Source organism: Sphingomonas mucosissima (genome assembly GCF_002197665.1).
GTDB classification, from domain to species: domain Bacteria; phylum Pseudomonadota; class Alphaproteobacteria; order Sphingomonadales; family Sphingomonadaceae; genus Sphingomonas; species Sphingomonas mucosissima.
The window spans coordinates 1178149-1196493 of the sequence record NZ_NBBJ01000001.1 but is presented as its reverse complement, the minus strand read 5'-3'; the positions used below and the strand labels follow the sequence as shown (position 1 = coordinate 1196493).

21 protein-coding genes are annotated in these 18345 nt (G+C 65.1%); 9 read left to right on the top strand and 12 right to left on the bottom strand.

Annotated features, from left to right (window positions below; all coding sequences use genetic code 11):
• Positions 1–9 precede the first annotated feature (9 nt).
• The 4 genes from SPMU_RS05765 to gmk all read left to right on the top strand — a co-directional run bounded on the left by SPMU_RS05765 (position 10) and on the right by gmk (position 3062).
• The gene (locus SPMU_RS05765) at positions 10–495 is read left to right on the top strand and encodes an SspB family protein (RefSeq protein ID WP_088333200.1); all 486 of its coding nucleotides are present in this window, start codon (positions 10–12) and stop codon (positions 493–495) included.
• Positions 496–593: 98 nt separating this feature from the next.
• A complete protein-coding gene (gene fumC, locus SPMU_RS05760; protein ID WP_088332711.1) occupies positions 594–1982 on the top strand; it encodes a class II fumarate hydratase in 1389 nt (462 codons plus the stop codon).
• A gap of 46 nt (positions 1983–2028) precedes the next feature.
• Positions 2029–2244 carry a hypothetical protein gene (locus SPMU_RS05755; protein WP_088332709.1) on the top strand — a complete coding sequence of 72 codons (216 nt, stop codon included), beginning with the start codon at positions 2029–2031 and terminating at the stop codon, positions 2242–2244.
• Positions 2245–2387: 143 nt separating this feature from the next.
• Positions 2388–3062: a guanylate kinase gene (gene gmk / locus SPMU_RS05750; protein WP_088332707.1), complete on the top strand. Its 675-nt coding sequence runs from the start codon at positions 2388–2390 to the stop codon at positions 3060–3062.
• A 4-nt stretch (positions 3063–3066) separates the two neighbouring features.
• Here gmk and SPMU_RS05745 read toward each other — a convergent pair whose 3' ends face one another.
• Positions 3067–3750: an ATP12 family chaperone protein gene (locus SPMU_RS05745; RefSeq protein ID WP_088332705.1), complete on the bottom strand. Its 684-nt coding sequence runs from the start codon at positions 3748–3750 to the stop codon at positions 3067–3069.
• The gene (locus tag SPMU_RS05740) at positions 3750–3959 is read right to left on the bottom strand and encodes a hypothetical protein (protein WP_088332703.1); all 210 of its coding nucleotides are present in this window, start codon (positions 3957–3959) and stop codon (positions 3750–3752) included. Before SPMU_RS05740 ends, SPMU_RS05745 begins: the two co-directional genes overlap by 1 nt.
• A 216-nt stretch (positions 3960–4175) precedes the next feature.
• Between SPMU_RS05740 and SPMU_RS05735 the strand changes: the two genes are divergently transcribed.
• On the top strand, positions 4176–4352 hold the full coding sequence (locus SPMU_RS05735; RefSeq protein WP_245832792.1) for a hypothetical protein: 177 nt from the start codon (positions 4176–4178) through the stop codon (positions 4350–4352).
• 250 nt (positions 4353–4602) lie between these two features.
• Here the strand turns inward: SPMU_RS05735 and SPMU_RS05730 are convergent, their stop codons facing one another.
• The 3 genes from SPMU_RS05730 to SPMU_RS05720 are packed head-to-tail and all read right to left on the bottom strand — an operon-like array spanning position 4603 to position 6908.
• A complete protein-coding gene (locus SPMU_RS05730; RefSeq protein ID WP_088332699.1) occupies positions 4603–5691 on the bottom strand; it encodes an RluA family pseudouridine synthase in 1089 nt (362 codons plus the stop codon).
• The gene (gene crcB, locus SPMU_RS05725; RefSeq protein ID WP_088332697.1) at positions 5688–6062 is read right to left on the bottom strand and encodes a fluoride efflux transporter CrcB; all 375 of its coding nucleotides are present in this window, start codon (positions 6060–6062) and stop codon (positions 5688–5690) included. The genes SPMU_RS05730 and crcB overlap by 4 nt, the downstream gene beginning before the upstream one ends.
• A gap of 42 nt (positions 6063–6104) precedes the next feature.
• Entirely contained in the window at positions 6105–6908 is an 804-nt protein-coding gene (locus SPMU_RS05720) for a hypothetical protein (protein WP_211275712.1), read from the bottom strand.
• A 51-nt stretch (positions 6909–6959) separates the two neighbouring features.
• On the opposite strand from SPMU_RS05720, the gene SPMU_RS05715 reads away from it, so the two are divergent.
• On the top strand, positions 6960–7181 hold the full coding sequence (locus SPMU_RS05715; protein ID WP_088332693.1) for a hypothetical protein: 222 nt from the start codon (positions 6960–6962) through the stop codon (positions 7179–7181).
• 14 nt (positions 7182–7195) lie between these two features.
• Here the strand turns inward: SPMU_RS05715 and SPMU_RS17390 are convergent, their stop codons facing one another.
• Positions 7196–8203, bottom strand: coding sequence for an SPOR domain-containing protein (locus tag SPMU_RS17390; protein WP_088332691.1), 1008 nt, complete (start codon positions 8201–8203; stop codon positions 7196–7198).
• Between the two features lie 241 nt (positions 8204–8444).
• Here SPMU_RS17390 and SPMU_RS05705 point away from each other — a divergent pair, with 241 nt between their 5' ends.
• Positions 8445–9734: an SPOR domain-containing protein gene (locus SPMU_RS05705; protein ID WP_088332689.1), complete on the top strand. Its 1290-nt coding sequence runs from the start codon at positions 8445–8447 to the stop codon at positions 9732–9734.
• 47 nt (positions 9735–9781) lie between these two features.
• Here SPMU_RS05705 and SPMU_RS05700 read toward each other — a convergent pair whose 3' ends face one another.
• The 5 genes from SPMU_RS05700 to gatC all read right to left on the bottom strand — a co-directional run bounded on the left by SPMU_RS05700 (position 9782) and on the right by gatC (position 15514).
• Positions 9782–10993 (bottom strand): dihydroorotase, encoded by a 1212-nt coding sequence (locus tag SPMU_RS05700; protein WP_088332687.1) that lies wholly within the window; start codon positions 10991–10993, stop codon positions 9782–9784.
• The gene (locus SPMU_RS05695) at positions 10990–11979 is read right to left on the bottom strand and encodes an aspartate carbamoyltransferase catalytic subunit (RefSeq protein WP_088332685.1); all 990 of its coding nucleotides are present in this window, start codon (positions 11977–11979) and stop codon (positions 10990–10992) included. The genes SPMU_RS05700 and SPMU_RS05695 overlap by 4 nt, the downstream gene beginning before the upstream one ends.
• A gap of 122 nt (positions 11980–12101) precedes the next feature.
• Entirely contained in the window at positions 12102–13553 is a 1452-nt protein-coding gene (gene gatB, locus SPMU_RS05690; protein ID WP_088332683.1) for an Asp-tRNA(Asn)/Glu-tRNA(Gln) amidotransferase subunit GatB, read from the bottom strand.
• Between the two features lie 79 nt (positions 13554–13632).
• Positions 13633–15117 (bottom strand): Asp-tRNA(Asn)/Glu-tRNA(Gln) amidotransferase subunit GatA, encoded by a 1485-nt coding sequence (gene gatA, locus SPMU_RS05685; protein WP_088332681.1) that lies wholly within the window; start codon positions 15115–15117, stop codon positions 13633–13635.
• Between the two features lie 94 nt (positions 15118–15211).
• Positions 15212–15514, bottom strand: coding sequence for an Asp-tRNA(Asn)/Glu-tRNA(Gln) amidotransferase subunit GatC (gatC, locus tag SPMU_RS05680; RefSeq protein ID WP_088332679.1), 303 nt, complete (start codon positions 15512–15514; stop codon positions 15212–15214).
• Between the two features lie 127 nt (positions 15515–15641).
• Here gatC and SPMU_RS05675 point away from each other — a divergent pair, with 127 nt between their 5' ends.
• Both SPMU_RS05675 and ruvX read left to right on the top strand, forming a co-directional pair.
• Positions 15642–16742: a DUF3089 domain-containing protein gene (locus tag SPMU_RS05675; RefSeq protein WP_088333199.1), complete on the top strand. Its 1101-nt coding sequence runs from the start codon at positions 15642–15644 to the stop codon at positions 16740–16742.
• Entirely contained in the window at positions 16739–17197 is a 459-nt protein-coding gene (gene ruvX, locus SPMU_RS05670; protein WP_088332678.1) for a Holliday junction resolvase RuvX, read from the top strand. Before SPMU_RS05675 ends, ruvX begins: the two co-directional genes overlap by 4 nt.
• Here ruvX and SPMU_RS05665 read toward each other — a convergent pair whose 3' ends face one another.
• The gene (locus SPMU_RS05665) at positions 17198–18343 is read right to left on the bottom strand and encodes an epoxide hydrolase family protein (protein WP_088332676.1); all 1146 of its coding nucleotides are present in this window, start codon (positions 18341–18343) and stop codon (positions 17198–17200) included. It lies immediately after the preceding gene.
• Positions 18344–18345: the final 2 nt, after the last annotated feature.

The window sequence follows — 18345 nt, the reverse complement described above, 5'->3', positions numbered from 1 at the left end:
ATGGCGCGGATGGACGACCAAGCACCCGATAGCCTGATTCCGTACGACGAAATCGTACAGGAGGCGCTGCGCGCCGTTGTTGCACGCGTGCTCGGCTCGGTCGCGACGGGTGGCGGCTTGCCCGGCGAGCACCATTTCTACATCACCTTCAAGACCCAGGCGGCCGGCGTAGATATCCCCAAACGGCTGATCGAGCGCTTCCCTGACGAGATGACGATCGTGCTCCAGAACCGTTTCTGGGACCTGATGGTCGACGGTGAGCGGTTCTCCGTGGGACTCAGCTTCAATCAGGTGCCTTCCAAGCTGGTGATCCCGTATTCCGCCATCACTGGCTTCCATGATCCCGCGGTGAATTTCGAGCTGCGCTTCCAGGCGCAGGAAGGTCCTGGCGACGGCCCAGAGCCGCATGATCCGGCAGAGAACGATGGCTCGCCAGCGCCCTCCAGTGAGGACGGGTCGAACGTCGTCAGCGTGGATTTCAAGCGTAAAAAATGAGCGGCGGCCGGTCGTTCGGCGGATAGCGCCGGCGACCGAATGCAACCGAAGTGCGCGCTTGATGCTTGTCGTCCTGCTTTTTGCGGGAACGTAACGTTATGCCCACGCGGACAGAAACTGACTCGATCGGCGCCATCGAGGTGCCGTCGGATGCATATTGGGGTGCGCAGACCCAGCGCTCGATCGAGAATTTCCCTTTTCCGCCAACCGAGCGGATGCCGATCGCGATCATTCACGCACTGGCGTTCGTGAAACAGGCCGCCGCGCGAGTTAATCGGAAACACGGGCTTGAGCCAAAGAAGGCGGACGCGATTGAGGCTGCCGCGGCTGAAGTAGTTTCGGGCAAGCTGGATGATCAGTTTCCGCTGGTGATCTGGCAGACCGGCAGCGGCACGCAAAGCAACATGAACGTCAACGAAGTGATCGCCGGGCGGGCCAACGAAGCCTTGACCGGCAGCCGCGGCGGAAAGTCCCCCGTTCACCCGAATGATGACGTCAACCGCGGGCAATCATCGAACGACTCGTTCCCAACCGCCCTGCACGTAGCGGCTGCCCTGGCAGCAACCCGCCGGCTGCTGCCTGCGCTGGAGCGTCTAGAGCAAGCGCTGGGCGCCAAGGCTGATGCTTGGCAACGGATTGTGAAGATCGGCCGCACGCATATGCAGGACGCTACGCCGCTGACGCTGGGCGATGAGTTCTCGGGATATCACACGCAGGTGCGGCTCGCGCGAACAAGGATCGAGCCGCTGATCGCGCACGGCGTCTCACGCCTTGCGCAAGGTGGTACCGCTGTCGGGACAGGCCTCAATGCTCCTCAGGGCTTTGCGGAAGACGTTGCAGGTGAGCTCTCAGATCTTACTGGCTTGCCGTTCGAAACGGCACCTAACAAGTTCGAGGCGCTCGCCAGCAACGACACTTTGGTAGAATTGTCGGGGCGGCTGAATACACTTGCCGTGGCGCTGACGAAAATTGCCAATGACATTAGGTTACTCGGGTCTGGGCCACGCTGCGGCATTGGTGAGCTGATCCTTGCGGCGAATGAGCCGGGCAGCTCCATCATGCCGGGAAAGGTAAACCCGACGCAGGTAGAAATGCTGACCATGGTGGCGGCGCAAGTGATCGGAAACCACACGGCGATAACGGTGGGCGGCATGCAGGGCCACTTGGAACTGAATGTTTTCAAGCCGTTGATAGGCGCAGCTGTGCTGCGATCGATGGACTTGCTTGCGGTTGGCATGGAAAGCTTTGCGGAACGGTGCGTGGACGATCTTGAGGCGGATGAGCGGCGTATCGCCGATTTGCTCGACCGTTCGCTGATGCTGGTAACCGCCCTCGCGCCCGAGATCGGCTACGACAATGCGGCCAAGATCGCGAAATATGCGCATTCAGAAGGACTTACCCTGAAGGAAGCAGGCGTCGCGCTGGGGCTGGTGGATGAGGCGACGTTCGATCGAGTCGTGCGGCCCGAAGCGATGCTGGGAACCTGATCGCCAGGCGTGGGGTTCAACAAGATCATATCGGAAAGGGAATAACATGCTTCGCACCCTCATCGGCGCGTTTGTTGGCAAGGAAGTGGATCGGCGCGACGGCCGCGGTGGGCTTAAGGGCGCGGCTATCGGCATGATCGCTGCCCGGGCGGTAACACGTACGGGGCCGTTGGGCCTGCTGCTGGGCGGTGGTTATGTCGCCAAGAAGATGCTGGACCGGCGCAAGACCGGGAAGGGCGGCACTGCGCGCGGAATGCGCTGAACGGCGGCCGATCGCGGCATCCTCTCGGATGCCGCCGGCCTGCTCGTTGACCCGAACAGGCGTGCTCCGGCACGAAACGGCCGATTTCGGCCAGTAGCTGACTCGGCCTTGACGCTGGCGCCTCTCGCGCGGCAGTAGCGCGCATGGCCGCTTCCACCCCCACCGATCCGCACGGCATGCGCCGGCGCGGTGTGCTGTTCGTTCTTTCTTCGCCATCGGGCGCCGGCAAATCCACCATTGCGCAAAAGTTGCTCGCGGCCGAGCCCGAGCTTTCGATGTCGGTTTCCTACACGACGCGGCCGATTCGCCCTGGTGAGGTGGATGGCAAGGACTATAACTTCGTCTCGCTCGAGAAATTCCGCGAAATGGTGGGTAACCACGAATTCCTCGAATGGGCGCACGTCTTCGACAATCGATATGGCACGCCCAAGGCTGACGTTTTTCACACGCTCAGCGAAGGCCATGACATCCTGTTCGACATCGATTGGCAGGGTGCGCAGCAATTGCACCAGCTGGCCGGCGGTGACGTAGTCCGAGTGTTCATCCTGCCGCCGTCGATGGCGGCATTGCGCGACCGATTGCAGAAGCGCGCCACCGATAGCCAGGAAGTGATCGACGCGCGCATGGCGCGGGCCGCGAATGAAGTGAGCCACTGGGACGGTTATGACTATGTCCTGGTCAACGACGACCTTGAGCATTGCTTCCAGTGCGTGCGCATGATCCTGGCAGCGGAGCGGCTCAAGCGTTCGCGGCAGACCGGCATTATCGGCTTCATCCGCAGCCTTCTGAAGCATAGTGCAGCCAACGATCCCGCCTGAGGCGCTACTCGAGCAGCGAGAGGAAGCGCACCGCCGAGTCGAAGTCCTGCCGGCGTGCGGCGCGCGCCTTTGCAGCTTCCGGATCCTCGCCCCACAACTCGGCCTGCCAGGTTTCGTCAACAATGGCGGCTGACCAGAGATCGTCCGCGCTAATCGCTTTTTCTGCTAGCGCGAGGGCGCCAACGAGGGTTCCGGCGATGGTGACGATCGGCTGAAGGGCGACGAGCTCGAACGGCGGGCGACTCGCGACCGCATCGGCAAGCCGGGCGATGGTGGCCGCGGGCTGTGGCTGGTGCATCACGCCGCTGATCGTCTCGAAGTGGATGTCGTACCGCTTGCGCGCCCAGGCGAGCAGCGGATCCCACGCCGCTTCTTCCCGAGTGACGAGTTCTGCCGGCGCTTCCGCACGATAACAAAGCAAGTCGCTTTCCGCATAAGCGGCAAGGCCCGCTGCAAATGCCTGCGGATCGGGAGCAACGCGATCGATGGCAGCATTGGCGAGGCCGGTGAGCGGCATCGCACGAGGATCGATGGTGTCCCCAACGGCGCGCCACTCGTCAGCAATGGCATCGGCCAGGGCCGGGGTAGGAAGGGCGAGCGGCGCACGGCCCGGCGTGCGCACGGGGCGACCATCGAGGCGAATCACGCCATCGGTATCTATTGCGACATCTGCCCAGAAGCGCTTCATTACGACGGACTCCGCCAACGGCGCGCCAACGCTCTGGGTAGCACGGCCATGCTCCACAGGGCGCTCAGTACGACGGCGCCGCCAAGGATCCTGCCTGGCACGTCCTCCGAACGCGCCAGCAGGATGATGCCGAGAACGGCAGCGGCGGCGGTAGCCAAGCGGACGAGCACCAGGATGAGCCAGCGCGAGCGGGCGAGATCAGTTGCCATAGGGCGCCTATGGCCTAGCCTGACGAACGGCGCCAGCCACGACAAGGCGGTCGCGATATGCGATCAAACAGTCGTCAACTCTTTGGTGACACATGGACTTTATAGTTCCACCAAGGCAAATTGGCGAGCGCGGGCCCGGGGGGGCGAGCCTCACATATCTCTATCAGGAATGGTACGGCGATGGTCGGCGCGGCAGTATTCGTATATGGTTTGTTGGTGAGCTTCATTTTTTCGGGGGCGTCGCAGAATGCGAAGCTGAAGCGCCCGAACCCGCCAATGGTGACGTACCTTGGCTATGTGCTGGTAGGTGTGACCGCTGGTGTATCGTTGCTGTTGTTTGCCCATGCCATCGGCCTGTCGATCGGACAGCCGCTGATTGCGCTGACACTCTGACGAGGAGGCGCGCGCTTCATCAGGATTGATGAAGCGCGGTGAGCGTTGGCTGCTCCCCGCCCCAGCGAGGCGTTGCACCGTCATGACCGGAGGAGGCGGGTGGGATCACGCCCGCAGGCTGTCGCTTTAGGGCGCCCCGATGATCCCGTTGCCGCCGGCATTCGGTGCGCGTCGCCGGAGAGGTGGCCTGTCCGATAGAGACAGGCCTGCGGAGCCCCTTGATTTACACGACACGGTCAGTGGCAGCGCGCTATTCCGAAGATCCACGGCCGCGACGCTCGCCGCGGCGACCCTTGCGCACTTGCTTGGCATGCGCACGCGCCTGGGCCTTGCGGATCTCCCGCGTGATCGGCGGGCGCGTATCAGACGGCATGGCGTCACCTTGCGCCTCCTCGAAGCCGAGGTTGGTGAGGCTTTCGGCGAAGTGCGTGGGCAGTTCGGCGGTGACATCGATGACGCCGCCGTCCGGGTGATCAACACGGATGCGCCGTGCGTGCAGATGCATCTTGCGGCTTATTCCACCGGTGAGGAAGGCCGCCGGCCCGCCATATTTGCCGTCGCCCACAATAGGATGGCCGATCGCCGCCATATGGACGCGCAGCTGATGGGTGCGGCCGGTGAACGGCTGCAATTCCACCCAGCACGCGCGATTGCCCGCACGCTCGATCACGCGATAGCGGCTGCGGGAGGGCTGACCGTTCTCCTCATCGACGTGCATCTTCTCGCCGCCGGTGCCCGGCTGCTTCGCGATGGGGAGGTCGACGGTACCGTCGTCGATCGAGGGAACACCGACGACCAGCGCCCAATAAACCTTCTTTGCCGAGCGGCTGGAGAACGCCTTGGCGAAGAAAGCCGCCGCCCGTGCCGATCTGGCGACCAGCAGGGCACCCGAGGTGTCCTTGTCCAGCCGGTGAACGAGCTTGGGCCGCCCTTCCGATTCGAACTGCAGCGCATCGAGCAGGCCATCGACGTGGGACGTCGTCTTGGTGCCGCCCTGAGTCGCAAGGCCGGGCGGCTTGTTCAGCACCAGCGCGGCTTGATCCTTGTGGACCACCATGTCGCGCGCGAACGCGGCTTCATCCCCGCTGATCGGCGGACGCTCACGCTTGGGCCGAACATCGACGCGGACCGGTTCGGCCGGTGGAACCCGAAGCACCTGACCCGATACGACCCGATCGCCGGGCCCGACGCGGGCGCCGTCGAGGCGAAGCTGACCGGTGCGCGCCCATTTCGCGACGGTGGTAAAGCTCGTGTCCGGAAGGTGCCGCTTGCACCAGCGATCGACACGAATGCCATCGTCGTCCGTGCCGACGGTGAACTGGCGAACCGACTCGCTCATGCCGCCGACCTCGCCAGACCGAATCCCACCGCCAGCGCCGCGATCGACCCGATGACGGAGATCAGCACATAGGCGAGCATCTGCACCCAGGCGCCACGCTCCATCATGACCACCGCATCAAAAGAGAAGGCCGAAAACGTCGTAAAGCCGCCAAGCACGCCCACGGCCAAGAACAGGCGCCACGTTTCCCCATTCGCGACCCGCGCGACCGACGCGGCGAGCAGCCCCATGGCAAACCCGCCCGCGATATTAACGAACAGCGTACCCCACGGCCAGGCGGCGCCGAACGCCGACAGCGTCGCGCGGCCAACAAGATGGCGCAGCCCGGCGCCGATCGCGCCGCCCGCCATCACCAGAAACAATGCATTCATTCTCCCGCCCTAGACCCATGGACAGCAACGCGGAAGGGGTGGTCAGCGTGCGTCGTCGACCATCAGGTCGACATTCGTGCCCCCTGCGGAGCGTGGCCGCAACCTGAGCATGAAGGCCGCCGATGGGCGAGTGCCGGCAAGGATGTGCTCATCTCCCTCGACACCATGACCGGTGCGATAGCCGGCTTCGGCAGTGCGGGTGTAATACCAGTCAAGCAGCCGCTGCATCGGCGCTGCGCTGACGAAGCTTACCACACGCAGCGCGCACCCTTGCTGGTCCGCGCCGGCCGCCTCGGTCACCCGCGCGTCGGGGTATAGCGGCACCGCTTGCGGCAATCGATTGGCCCAATCGGTGGAATAAGCGACGTTTCGTACGCAATTGGCCGAGGCGCCTTGGGTAGCGGCAAGGGCGCCGAGGGTGAGCGCCCGCTTAGCCGCCGTGCATTGGGGGCAACTGCCGCCGGGGGCGGGCGCTGACCGCAGCGCGCCTGCGGCGGGTTTGAACGCGGCGTCCGCGATCGTCTCGGGCGGAAGCGCGAGTGATTCGGGTTGGGCGGGGGGACGGAGCGTATCCGCATTGGCCTGCTGCACCAGCTTGGGATCAACCATGATCTGATCCCGCAGCGCGCCGGCGAGCACCGGGTCCTTCTCCGCCAGCGTCCCGTCGCCTTGCGTGCGGTTTGCAGCTGCAGTGGCGTCGCCCGGTTGCTCGTCCGATGATTGGCCGCACGAGGCGGTGAGCAGGGCCAGCGCGGCTAACGTGCTGATACCGGTGCTACGCAATCCGTTGCGAAGTCGGGTTTCCGCCGGCATCACGCCATGACGAGAGCCGCGCGACAGTGGCATCCTATGTGTCTCGCCCTTGTAACACACTGACTGTCCCTCCATGTTGAGGCCATGCTCAACATCGTTTCGATCCTGATTGGCCTCGTCACCCTTGTGCTGGGCCTTGTCGCGTTCATGCCCTTGCTAGGCTGGATGAACTGGCTGGTGATCCCGATCGGCATCGTGGGTGCGGCAGTCGGCGCGCTTTCTTCCGGAAACGCCGGCCGTAACCTCAACATCGTGCTGATCATCATCTTCGCCCTTCGGCTCATGCTCGGCGGCGGGATCGTCTGAACAGCCTTGCGCCGTCAGGGCGCAACGACGACGCAGCTGACCTTGGACTTTGCGCATGCCTGCTGCGCGGCGGCACGTGATGCGAACCCTGTTGCCTGAAGGCGTGTGACCCCGCCGCCTTGGACGTAAGCGGGGCTGCCGCCGGTGCGGCTGCCGACCTGCCCCCACAGAGTCCGGGCATTGCCTGCGTCCCGGAACGCGCCGAGCTGGATCCGCCATGGCCCGCTTGCAGCTGCCGCGCGCTCGGGGGCGGAGGTGGCTGGCGGCGTCGCGACCGTCGTGGTGGGCCGGGCGGGCGCCGGGGAGGTGCGCACTGCCGTCGCTGGTGCTGGCGACGTTCTCGCGCTTGGCGCGGGATACGGCGAGGAAGCGGCAGGGCTGGGCGCGGTGATGCGTGGCGGGGCCGCGTTGGCGACCGTTCCACCCGGCGTCGTGGGCGGAAGGCGCATCGCCAGTGCGCGAGCGTCCGCTTCATATTTGCGGGCAAGCGTCAGCCCCTGCTGCCGTTGCGCTTCGGGAATGAATTGATCCATCTGGGCCAGCGTTTGCGATGCTTGTGGCAGATCCTGCTGCGACGAGCGGGTCACCAGCGCATAAGCGCGGACCCAGTCGCGCGGTACGCCATCCGCGTTGAACAACATGGTGCCGAGCACGAGTTGCGCCCGCCGCTCGCCGCGCGCGACCGATTTTTCCAGCCACGGCAGTGCTTCCGTCTTCTTCCCGTCTTGGAATAGCGCGAGCCCGTAATTATCGATGGCTTGGCTATGGCCCTGAGCGGCCGCCTTGCGGAACCATTCGGTCGCGGTCGGGAGATTTGCGGGTACGCCGCGGCCGAGCTTGAACGCCTGCCCGAGGTTGAACTGCGCGTCCGCGTCACCCGCCGCGGCAAGCGGACGCCAGATGTCGACGGCTGCCTTGTAGTCACCCCGGCTCCAGGCATCCACGCCCTGCTTCACATCCGCGCCGGCAACCCCCGCGACAAGAACCGCGGCGACCGCCCCAGCAAGATACGCATTCTTCATCCGTCTTCCCCGAATTATCCGCGAGCTTTCTGCCGATGGCGCACGATGTGGACGCGCGAGGTTACTCTATCGCTAACCCTTCGATCACCCGCTCGATACCCCGCACCGCCGCGTGTTTACCATTCCTTATGAAGAAATTGGCATCAAACGCGGGACAGGGGGAAGCCCCACGGCACCAGCGGATTCCCGCATTGGGACGTGGGCGCGGCTTCACCCATGAAAATGGCTCGGGGATCCGACGATGAACAAGCGTGCACTTGCAGGTTTCAGCCTTTCGGCCCTGATGCTGGGCGGCGCCATGGTCGGCTGCGCACAGGGCGGCATCTCCACGGTCAGCACGCGCAGCGAAGCGGCGCTCGCGAAACAGGCGGCGCGCAATGCTCAGCAGGCTACAGACGCGCTTGCCAAGGGCGATCTCACGAAGGCGATCAGCTTTGCCGAAGCGGCGGTGGAGGGCGAACCGCGGAACGCCAATTATCGCGCACTGCTGGGATCGACTTATCTGAAGGCCGGACGCTTTACGTCTGCGCATGCTGCCTATGCCGACGTACTGAGCCTGTCGCCCGAGAACGGCAAGGCGGCGCTTAATCTCGCGCTCGCCATGATCGCCGAAGGGCAATGGGATGAAGCGCGCGCCAGCCTGGAAGAGCATGCCGCCATCGTGCCGGCCAGTGATCGCGGCCTTGCGGTTGCGCTGGCGGGTGATCCGGGCACGGGCGTCGAGCTGCTCACCGCTGCGGCACGCTCACCCAACGCGGATGCGAAGACCCGGCAGAACCTTGCCCTGGTGCTGGCGCTTGCCGGTCGCTGGACCGAATCGCGCCAGATCGCAGGAATCGACATGGGGCCGACCGAAGCGGATGCGCGCGTTTTGCAATGGGCGTCCTTTGCCAAGCCCGTTGGCGCGGCGGACCAGGTCTCGGCGCTGCTCGGCGTGCGGCCGGTCAAGGATCCGGGGCAGCCAGTCGCCCTCGCGCTGAACACGCTTTCGCCGGCAAGCGCCATGCCGGCCGCGACGCTTCTCGCCGACGCATCGGTGGCTGCGGCTGGGGAAGCGTCGCCGGCCGCGATGACGGCGGCGGGCGAGACCTCGGCGCCGGGCACCCGCATCGTCTTCGCGGAGCGGCGCGAGGTAGTGCAGCAGCTGCCCCGCGGTAGCGCTCCCATCCGGCAAGCTGCCGTGGAGGCGCCGCAGACGCGCTTCGCGGCACTTGACCGGGAGAGCACAGGGAAGTCGAAAGGCGGAGGCCGCTGGTTCGTCCAGCTCGGCGCCTATGATTCGGCGGCAGTCGCAAAGGACGCGTGGGAGCGGGCGCAGCGGCGCCATCCGGCGTTCGCGGGTGAAACCCCCACGGGCATGGCGTTCAAGTCCTTCTATCGCCTCTCGGTCGGCGGGTATTCGCGCGCGGAAGCCAATGAGCTGTGTCGTGGCTATCGGAGCAACGGCGGCGCATGCTTCGTCCGGACGAGCGCGGGCGATCAGACGGCAGCCTGGGCAAAAGCGGCAAAGGTGCAACTCGCGGGACGCTGAGCAACGCGAGGCGGAGGCCGAACTCGATCAGGTCTTGGGGCCAGGACTCACCCGAGTTCGCGGCCTCCTTTGAAGAGGCGAAGGACGCGGCCCTGAACCGGCAGACCGTCGAACGGTGTATTTCCAGCGGTGCCCGGGAGAGTATCGGCGGAAATCTGCCACGGCGCGTTCTGATCCACCAGCATGATGTCTGCCTCAGCGCCTGGCTGAAGCGATCCAGCGTCGATCCCCAGGACGGCCGCGGGATTGCGCGATAACAGCGCCGAGAGTCGTTCCAGGCTGAGGTGCCCGTCCCGTGCGAGGCCGAGCGCCAGCGGAAGCAAAGTGACAGCACCAGCGGCGCCGGCACTGGCATCCGCGAAGGGGAGGCGCTTTTCTTCCGGGCCGCGCGGATCATGGCCGGAGCACAGTACGTCGATGGTGCCGTCAGCCAGCGCTGCGAGTGCTGCCCTGCGATCCTCCTCCGACCTGAGCGGGGGAGATAGCCGCGTAAAGGTGCGGAAATCGCTCATTGCATTGTCCGACAGCAGCAGGTGCGCCGGCGTGATCCCGCAGGTCACCCGGACACCGCGGCGTTTGGCAGCCCGGACGAGCTCGAAACCCGCTGCCGTTGTGACTTGCCGGAGGTGAAGCCTCGCGTCTGCCGCTTCCGTGAGCATGAGGTCGCGGGCGATTGCCAGCGGCTCCGAGAGCGCGGGGGCGGCGGGAAGGCCGAGCCGGGTGGCGGTTTCGCCCTCTGTCGCCACGGCATCGCCAACCAACCCGGCGTCTTCGGAATGAGCGACAACGGTAAGGCCCAGATCACGGGCATAAGCGAGCACCCGCGCCATGACACCCGAATCGGTGATCCAGCCGCGACCGGTGCCCACCGCGCGTGCCCCGGCCGAAGCACAGATCGCCATTTCGGCAAGATCCGTTCCCGCCAGCCCGCGCGTGGCAGCGGCGATCGGATGAATCCACAGGTCCGGCCGGCCGATCAGCGCGGAGCGCTGCACGATCCCTGGCTCATCGAGCACGGGGCTTTGATCGGGCATTAGCCCGACACGCACGATGCCACCCGCGCGAAACGCCGCGCGATCGATGCTGGCAACGCCGAGGTCGACGATCGCAGGCATTAAAAGCGCGCCGCGGCAGTCGATCGTTTCTGCGCCTCGGGCAGAGTCGACGATCCGCCCATCGGCTACGAACAGGTCGCCGTGGCGCTCGCCACCCTCGGCACATATGATCCGGGCATTCCGGAAATGGAGCGCGCCGCTCATGCCCAGCCCTCCACGCCGCGCGACCGGCGGGTCAGCACGTCCAGGCAAGCCATACGAACGGCAACACCCATCTCCACCTGTTCCGTGATCGCGGAGCGCTCCGCGTGATCAGCGACGTTGGAGTCGATCTCCACCCCACGGTTCATTGGTCCCGGATGCATCACCAAGGCGTCCGCTTTCGCACGTGCCAGCCGTTTCAACGTGAGGCCGTAGCGTAGATGGTATTCGCGCGTGGACGGCACGTAACCGCCTGCCATCCGCTCTGTCTGGAGCCGCAGCATCATCACGACGTCGGCGCCCTCAAGCGCCGCATCGAAATCGATGAAGGGCGTGACGCCCATCCGCTCGATTGCGGGGGGCATGAGGGTCGACGGCGCGCAGACCCGAACCTCGGCCGCGAGCGCCGTCAGCGCCAGAATGTTCGACCGGGCGACTCGGCTGTGCAGCACATCGCCGCAGATCACGACGCGCTGATTATGAATGGTGCCACGGCGCCTGCGGATGGTGAGGGCATCCAGCAGTGCCTGGGTTGGATGTTCGTGACGGCCGTCGCCCGCGTTGAGGACGGGGCAATCCACCTTGTCCGCGATGAGCCGAACCGCGCCCGAGGACATGTGGCGGATGACGATCACGTCGGCGCGCATGGCGTTGAGCGTCATGGCCGTGTCGATCAGCGTTTCGCCCTTCTTCACGCTGGACTGCGCCGCGTGCATGTTGACGACATCGGCGCCCAGGCGCTTGCCGGCGATCTCGAAGCTCAGCAGCGTGCGCGTGGAGTTCTCGAAAAAGGCGTTGATTTGCGTAAGACCGGCAAGCCGCTTGTCGGGTGTGCCGCGCTCGCGGTTGGCGGCGATCCAGCCTTCCGCTTCGTCCAGCAGGAACGCGATCTCGTGTGGCTGGAGCCCTTCGATCCCGGTGAGATGGCGGTGCGGAAAAACGGCACCGCCGGGAATGAGGGAGGCGGGGCGGTGGTCCGAAGAAGGCATCGGGAGGGGCAGTTAATCGGCGCGAGCGAGGGTGGCAAGCGGGCGCAGCGCTCCCGTCATCATCCGCGACTTCTCGGATAGCGACGAGGCGGAGCGATCGCCGAGGGCAGGGCGGTGCCTGCTTAGCCGAGCGCCTTCTTCAGTAGATCGTTGACGACCTGCGGATTCGCCTTGCCGCCCATCGCCTTCATCGTCTGACCGACGAAGAAGCCGAACAGCGCCACCTTGCCGCCGCGATATTGCTCGAGCTGTCCGGGGTTCTTCGCCAGCACTTCGGCGATCACGGCCTCGATGGCGCCGGTGTCGCTGGTCTGCTTAAGCCCGCGCTCTTCGACGATCTTGCCGGGCGCATCGCCGGTCTCGAGCATGACCTCGAACACTTGCTTGGCGAGGCTGCCGGAGAGCGTGCCATCAGCGACGAGCGAGAGAAGCTCTGCCGCCTGACCGGGGGTCACCGGCGAATCGGTGATGCCCTTGCCCATCCGGTTGAGCGCACCGAACAACTCGCCGGTGACCCAGTTCGATGCTGCGACCGGCGCTGCGCCGGCATCAAGCAACGTGTCGAACCAGCGGGCGGTCTCGACCTCTGCGGTCAGCACATCGGCGTTGTAGGCGGTGATGCCAAGCGCCTCGTAGCGCTTGCGCTTCGCGTCAGGCAGCTCCGGCAGCGATGCGCGGCATTCCTCAAGGAAGGCGTCGTCGAGCTCGAGCGGCAGCAGATCGGGGTCAGGGAAGTAGCGGTAATCGTGCGCATCTTCCTTCGACCGCATCGAACGCGTGGTGCCGGTGTCCGGATTGAACAGCCTTGTTTCCTGGACGATCTTGCCGCCGGACTCGAGCACGTCGACCTGGCGATGCGCTTCATGCTCGATCGCGGCCATGACGAAGCGCACCGAGTTGACGTTCTTCGTCTCGGTCCGCGTGCCGAATTCTTCGCCCGGCTTGCGCACGCTGACGTTGACGTCAGCGCGCATGGAGCCTTCCTCCATGTTGCCGTCACATGAGCCGACATAACGAAGGATCGCGCGCAGCTTGCGAAGATACGCGCCAGCTTCGGACGGCGAGCGCATGTCCGGGCGGCTGACGATCTCCATGAGCGCAACGCCGCACCGGTTGAGATCGACATAGGAGCGGGTGGGGTGCTGATCGTGCATCAGCTTGCCGGCATCCTGCTCAACGTGGATACGCTCGACACCGATCGTCTTGACGATGTCACCATCCTCGATCTCGACCGAGCCTTCGCCGACAATCGGATGATAAAGCTGCGAAATCTGGTAGCCCTGCGGGAGATCGGCGTAGAAGTAATTCTTGCGATCGAAGCGCGACCATTTGTTGATCTGCGCATCGATCGCCATGCCGGTGCGCACCGCCTGGCGGATGCATTCACGGTTCGGCACCGGCAGCATGCCCGGCATCGCGGCATCGATCAGGCTGACCTGCGAATTGGGCTCGGCACCAAACGCCGTGGCCGCACCGGAGAATAGCTTCGCGTTCGACGTCACCTGCGCGTGTACCTCGAGGCCGATCACGACCTCCCAATCGCCCGTGGCGCCCTTGATGCGATAGTCAGTCATAGCTCTAAACACCCGTTCGGGCCGGGGCAGCCAAGGCCCCGCCCATCCTCATGGGAAATAATGAAGTGCCGCGCGCGGCTCACCACCACGCCTGTGGGCGCGCGACGAAGCCGGCACGCTCCTCGAGCGCCAGCGCGGCATTGAGGACGCCTTGCTCGTCCAGCGCCTTGCCGATCACTTGGAGGCCGAGCGGCAGGCCGTGCTTGTCGAGGCCACCGGGCACGCTCATCGCGGGCAGGCCGGCAAGCGACGAGGGCACGGTGAAGACGTCGTTCAAATACATGGCGAGCGGATCATCGCTCTTCTCGCCCAGACCGAACGCCGCGGACGGCGCGGTCGGGGTGAGCAGAATCTCGCAGCTCTCCCAGGCCTTGTCGAAGTCCTGCGCGATCAGCGTGCGCACCTTCGATGCCTGGGTGAAATACGCGTCGTAGAAGCCGGCCGAGAGCACATAGGTGCCGATCAGGATCCGGCGCTTCACCTCTTCGCCGAAGCCGGCCGCGCGGGTGGCGGCGTACATTGCCTGGAGATTGGCGCCGTCTGGCAGATCGCGCTTGCCGTAGCGAACGCCATCGTAGCGGGCGAGGTTGGACGACGCCTCGGCGGGCGCGATGATGTAATACGCGGGAAGGGCGTATTTGGTGTGCGGCAGTGACACCTCGACCACTTCTGCGCCGGCGTCCTTCACCCATTCGATGCCGCGCTGCCAAAGCGCTTCGATCTCTTCGGGCATGTTGTCCACGCGGTATTCGCGCGGGATGCCGACGCGCTTGCCGGCGAGGCTGGCGTTTAGGCCCTGCTCCCACCGGGGAACGGGAACGTCGAGCGACGTAGCGTCCTTCGGGTCGAAGCCGCTCATCGCCTCCAGCATGATGGCGCAATCTCGCACGTCGCGGGCCATCGGCCCGGCCTGATCGAGCGACGAGGCAAAAGCGATCACGCCCCAGCGCGAGCAACGGCCGTAGGTCGGCTTGATTCCCGATATACCCGTGAACGCCGCCGGCTGGCGGATCGAGCCGCCAGTGTCGGTGCCGGTTGCGGCCGGGCAGAGGCGCGCAGACACTGCCGCCGACGAGCCCCCCGAGGAGCCGCCGGGCGCCAGCGGCGCGTTGCCGCCGTCATTGCGGCGCCACGGCGAGATAACGTTGCCGAACGCGCTGGTCTCGTTGGACGAGCCCATGGCGAACTGGTCCATGTTCAGCTTGCCCAGCATGCCCGCGCCGGCATCCCACAGGCGCTGCGACACGGTGGATTCATACTGCGGCGTGAAGCCTTCCAGGATGTGGCTGGCGGCGGTGGAGGCCACTCCCTTGGTGCAGAACAGATCCTTCATGCCGATCGGCACGCCTGCGAGTGGCTTCAGCGTCTCACCAGCCGCGCGCGCGGTATCGGCGGCATCGGCAGCGGCGAGCGCATGGTCCGGTGTTTCGACCAGAAAGGCATTGAGTTGCCGCGCGCTGCTGACGGCTGCGTTGAACGCTTCGGCCACTTCGCGTGCGGAGAAAGTGCCCTCGCGTACGCCATCGCGGATCTCGCGAATGCCAAGGTCGGTAAGATCAGTCATCAGAACACCGTCTCGCCGGCGAGCGCCGGAGTCTCAAGAGAAGGAAGGGCGCGGCCGTTGTATGTCGAGGCAGCCCTTGCGGAGCGGAGACAGCTCACTCGATCACCTTGGGCACGGTGAAGAACCCGTGTTCCGCCTGTGGCGCGTTTGCCAGCACGGCGTCCCGCATGCCGCCGCCGGTCAGCGGGTCGGCGTTCACGACGTCGTCGCGAAGGCGCAGCGTGTTGGGGATCACGGCCGTCATCGGCGCCACGCCGCTGGTGTCCACTTCGCCGAGTTGCTCGACCCATCCGAGGATGTTGTTGAGCTCCGGCACGAGGCGCTCGGCGTGAGCATCGTCGATCGCGATGCGAGCAAGGCTCGCGACCTTCTTCACGGTGGCAATATCTACGGACATGGGCTGCGCGCTATCACTGCCGCAGGTGCGAAGGCAACAGCGCTTGGCGACCAATCGCAGCGGGCGCGGAGCCGGCTGATTGCGCAGTATGGTTGCGCGCGCCCGACGGCTGGGGCAGGCGAACGGCATGGCACGCAAGTTCCTCTACGTCATCGCCTTCCTGATCGCGCTCGTGATTGCCGGAGCGGTTGTTTACCGGATCTGGGGCAATGACCTGATCCGCTGGACATTCGTGCCGGGCCGCCCGTTTGAGCAGCAGGGGAAAGCGCGCGCTGACGCCTATGATCGCCCAGACATGTGGTTGGCGCGTCCCGACCTTTGTCGCAATCCGGCTTTGTGGACGCCAGCGGGCTATCAGCCGCGAAAGACCAGCGGCGGGGCGGCGATCTTCTTTATCCATCCGACCTCTTACCTGAGCGGCGACAGCTGGAATGCGCCGCTGACCAACAAGGAAGCCAACGACCGCGCGGCCTTGTTCCTGCGCGGTCAAGCCAGCGTGTTCAACGAGGCCGGCGAGATCTGGGCGCCGCGCTATCGACAAGCGACCTTTGGATCGTTCCTGACCGACGCGGCCGATGCGCAACGCGCGCTGAACTTGGCCTATGGCGATGTCCAGGTCGCTTTTGCCGCGTTCCTGCGCCAGATCGGCGATGATCGGCCGATCATCTTGGCCGGGCATAGCCAGGGAGCGCTTCACCTCACCCACCTGCTGAAGGACAAGGTGGCGGGAACGCCGATCGCCCGCCGTTTGATTGCTGCTTATGTCGTCGGATGGCCCGTCAGCCGCGATCATGATCTTAGAGCGATGGGGTTTCCGCAATGCGCCCGCCCTGACCAGCGCGGATGCGTGCTTTCTTGGGAAACGTTCGCCGAACCGGCTGATCCTTCCCTGGTGCTGGACACTTATGATCGCTCGATCGGCTTCGACGGCAAGCCGCGGCGTGGATCACGTTTGGTATGCACCAATCCGCTGACCGGCACCGCAGACGCAACGGCGCCGGCCAGTGCCAACAAGGGCACGTTGTTCCCGGCGGCGGATCTGGGCAGCGCGGCGATCAAGGCTGGGCAGGTGCCCGCGCGATGCGGGGAACGAGGGCTGCTGCTGATCGGCGAGGGCCCGGATGTCGGACCCTATGTACTGCCGGGCAACAACTACCATGTTTATGATTACAGCCTGTTCTGGGCGAATGTCCGCGCTGATGTTGCGCGGAGGCTGGCTGCGCGATGATCACGCTATCGGCGGAGGAGTTTCGTGGTGGGCTGCCGAACGGCGGTCGGCTCATCGGCCTTGATCTTGGCACCAAAACGATCGGGACGGCGCTGTGTGACGCCGGTTGGAGCTTTGCCAGTCCAGCGACACTGATCAAGCGCCGCAAGTTCACGCAGGACAAACTGGCGCTGTCCGAGTTGATGGTGGCGCAACAGGTTACCGGGATCGTGCTGGGACTTCCATTGAACCTCGACGGCACAGAAAGCCCGCGCAGCCAGTCGACCCGCGCCTTTGCCCGCAACATCGCCGATCTCGCGCCCATTCTGCTGTGGGACGAGCGTTGGTCCACGGTCGCCGTGGAGCGGGTGATGATCGAACAGGATATGAGCAGGGCCAAACGCGCCGAACGGATCGACAACCTTGCCGCCGCGCATATCCTTCAGGCAGCGATTGACGCGCTGGTGCGGGAGTAATCAGGAGCCCCGTAGCGCACGGAACGCGGCGCGGACCTCCTCCACGAACAGCTCCGGCTGCTCGAACGCGGCGAAGTGGCCGCCGCGGTCCAGCTCGTTCCAGTGGATGATGTTGGGATATTGCCGCTCCGCCCAGCGGCGGGACGCGCGGAAGATCTCCTTTGGGAACATGCTGTATCCGGTGGGCACCGGTACCTTCTCCGCGCCGAAGCTCTTGAAGCTCTCCCAGTAGAGCCGGGCCGAGGAGGCGCCTGTGCCGGTGAGCCAGTAGAGCATGATATCGTCGAGCATGTCATCACGACTAAGGGCATTCTCCGGTTCGCCGTCGCAGTCGGACCATTCACGAAACTTCTCGTAAACCCACATCGCTTGCCCGACCGGAGAGTCGACGAGGCCATAGCCGAGCGTCTGTGGGCGGGTGGCCTGCTGCTGCGAATAGCCGTTCCCGTCCTGCATGTAGCGCTGCAGACTTTCGAGCGACGCTTTCTCCTGCTCGGTAGCGTTCGCCAGGTCTTCTGGCGTCGGACGGACCACGAGCATGTTGAGGTGGATGCCGGCCACTGACGCATCGCCGCTGGCGCCGATGGCGGTAGTAACGGCTGAGCCCCAGTCGCCGCCCTGCGCAACGAAGCGGTGGTAGCCGAGCCGCTTCATCAGCGTGATCCACGCTTTCGCAATTCGCGGCACCGGCCAGCCTTGTGCAGGACGCGCGGAAAAGCCGTAACCTGGCAACGAGGGGCACACGACGTGGAAAGCGTCTTCCGCCTTGCCACCATGCGCCACTGGATCGGTCAGCGGTCCGATGACCTTCATGAACTCCACCACGGACCCAGGCCAGCCGTGTGTGATGACGATGGGGAGGGCATCGAGATGGGGCGAGCGGCGGTGCAGGAAGTGCAGCTTCAGCCCGTCGATCTCAGTCGTGAACTGACCGACGGCATTCAGCGCGGTCTCGCACCGTCGCCAATCGTAGCCGTTCTGCCAGTAAGCCACGAGCGCTTGCGCGCGGTCCAGTGGCACGCCTTGTTCCCATCCGGATACTGTCTCCCGTTCCGGCCAACGCGTGCGCGACAGGCGATCGCGGAGGTCGTCCAGCGACTTGTCCGACACATGGAGGTGAAACGGCGTGACCGCGTGGTTCGACATAT

Excerpts from the sequence above, each read along its gene's own strand:
- SPMU_RS05765 (WP_088333200.1), top strand. The coding sequence starts at position 10 with ATGGACGACCAAGCACCCGATAGCCTGATTCCGTACGACGAAATCGTA.
- fumC (WP_088332711.1), top strand. The coding sequence starts at position 594 with ATGCCCACGCGGACAGAAACTGACTCGATCGGCGCCATCGAGGTGCCG.
- SPMU_RS05700 (WP_088332687.1), bottom strand. The coding sequence starts at position 10,993 with ATGAGCGGCGCGCTCCATTTCCGGAATGCCCGGATCATATGTGCCGAG.
- gatB (WP_088332683.1), bottom strand. The coding sequence starts at position 13,553 with ATGACTGACTATCGCATCAAGGGCGCCACGGGCGATTGGGAGGTCGTG.
- crcB (WP_088332697.1), bottom strand. The coding sequence starts at position 6,062 with ATGAATGCATTGTTTCTGGTGATGGCGGGCGGCGCGATCGGCGCCGGG.
- SPMU_RS05720 (WP_211275712.1), bottom strand. The coding sequence starts at position 6,908 with ATGCCACTGTCGCGCGGCTCTCGTCATGGCGTGATGCCGGCGGAAACC.
- SPMU_RS05745 (WP_088332705.1), bottom strand. The coding sequence starts at position 3,750 with ATGAAGCGCTTCTGGGCAGATGTCGCAATAGATACCGATGGCGTGATT.
- SPMU_RS05695 (WP_088332685.1), bottom strand. The coding sequence starts at position 11,979 with ATGCCTTCTTCGGACCACCGCCCCGCCTCCCTCATTCCCGGCGGTGCC.
- gmk (WP_088332707.1), top strand. The coding sequence starts at position 2,388 with ATGGCCGCTTCCACCCCCACCGATCCGCACGGCATGCGCCGGCGCGGT.
- ruvX (WP_088332678.1), top strand. The coding sequence starts at position 16,739 with ATGATCACGCTATCGGCGGAGGAGTTTCGTGGTGGGCTGCCGAACGGC.
- SPMU_RS05715 (WP_088332693.1), top strand. The coding sequence starts at position 6,960 with ATGCTCAACATCGTTTCGATCCTGATTGGCCTCGTCACCCTTGTGCTG.
- SPMU_RS05730 (WP_088332699.1), bottom strand. The coding sequence starts at position 5,691 with ATGAGCGAGTCGGTTCGCCAGTTCACCGTCGGCACGGACGACGATGGC.
- gatC (WP_088332679.1), bottom strand. The coding sequence starts at position 15,514 with ATGTCCGTAGATATTGCCACCGTGAAGAAGGTCGCGAGCCTTGCTCGC.
- gatA (WP_088332681.1), bottom strand. The coding sequence starts at position 15,117 with ATGACTGATCTTACCGACCTTGGCATTCGCGAGATCCGCGATGGCGTA.
- SPMU_RS17390 (WP_088332691.1), bottom strand. The coding sequence starts at position 8,203 with ATGAAGAATGCGTATCTTGCTGGGGCGGTCGCCGCGGTTCTTGTCGCG.
- SPMU_RS05675 (WP_088333199.1), top strand. The coding sequence starts at position 15,642 with ATGGCACGCAAGTTCCTCTACGTCATCGCCTTCCTGATCGCGCTCGTG.
- SPMU_RS05705 (WP_088332689.1), top strand. The coding sequence starts at position 8,445 with ATGAACAAGCGTGCACTTGCAGGTTTCAGCCTTTCGGCCCTGATGCTG.
- SPMU_RS05665 (WP_088332676.1), bottom strand. The coding sequence starts at position 18,343 with ATGTCGAACCACGCGGTCACGCCGTTTCACCTCCATGTGTCGGACAAG.
- SPMU_RS05755 (WP_088332709.1), top strand. The coding sequence starts at position 2,029 with ATGCTTCGCACCCTCATCGGCGCGTTTGTTGGCAAGGAAGTGGATCGG.
- SPMU_RS05740 (WP_088332703.1), bottom strand. The coding sequence starts at position 3,959 with ATGGCAACTGATCTCGCCCGCTCGCGCTGGCTCATCCTGGTGCTCGTC.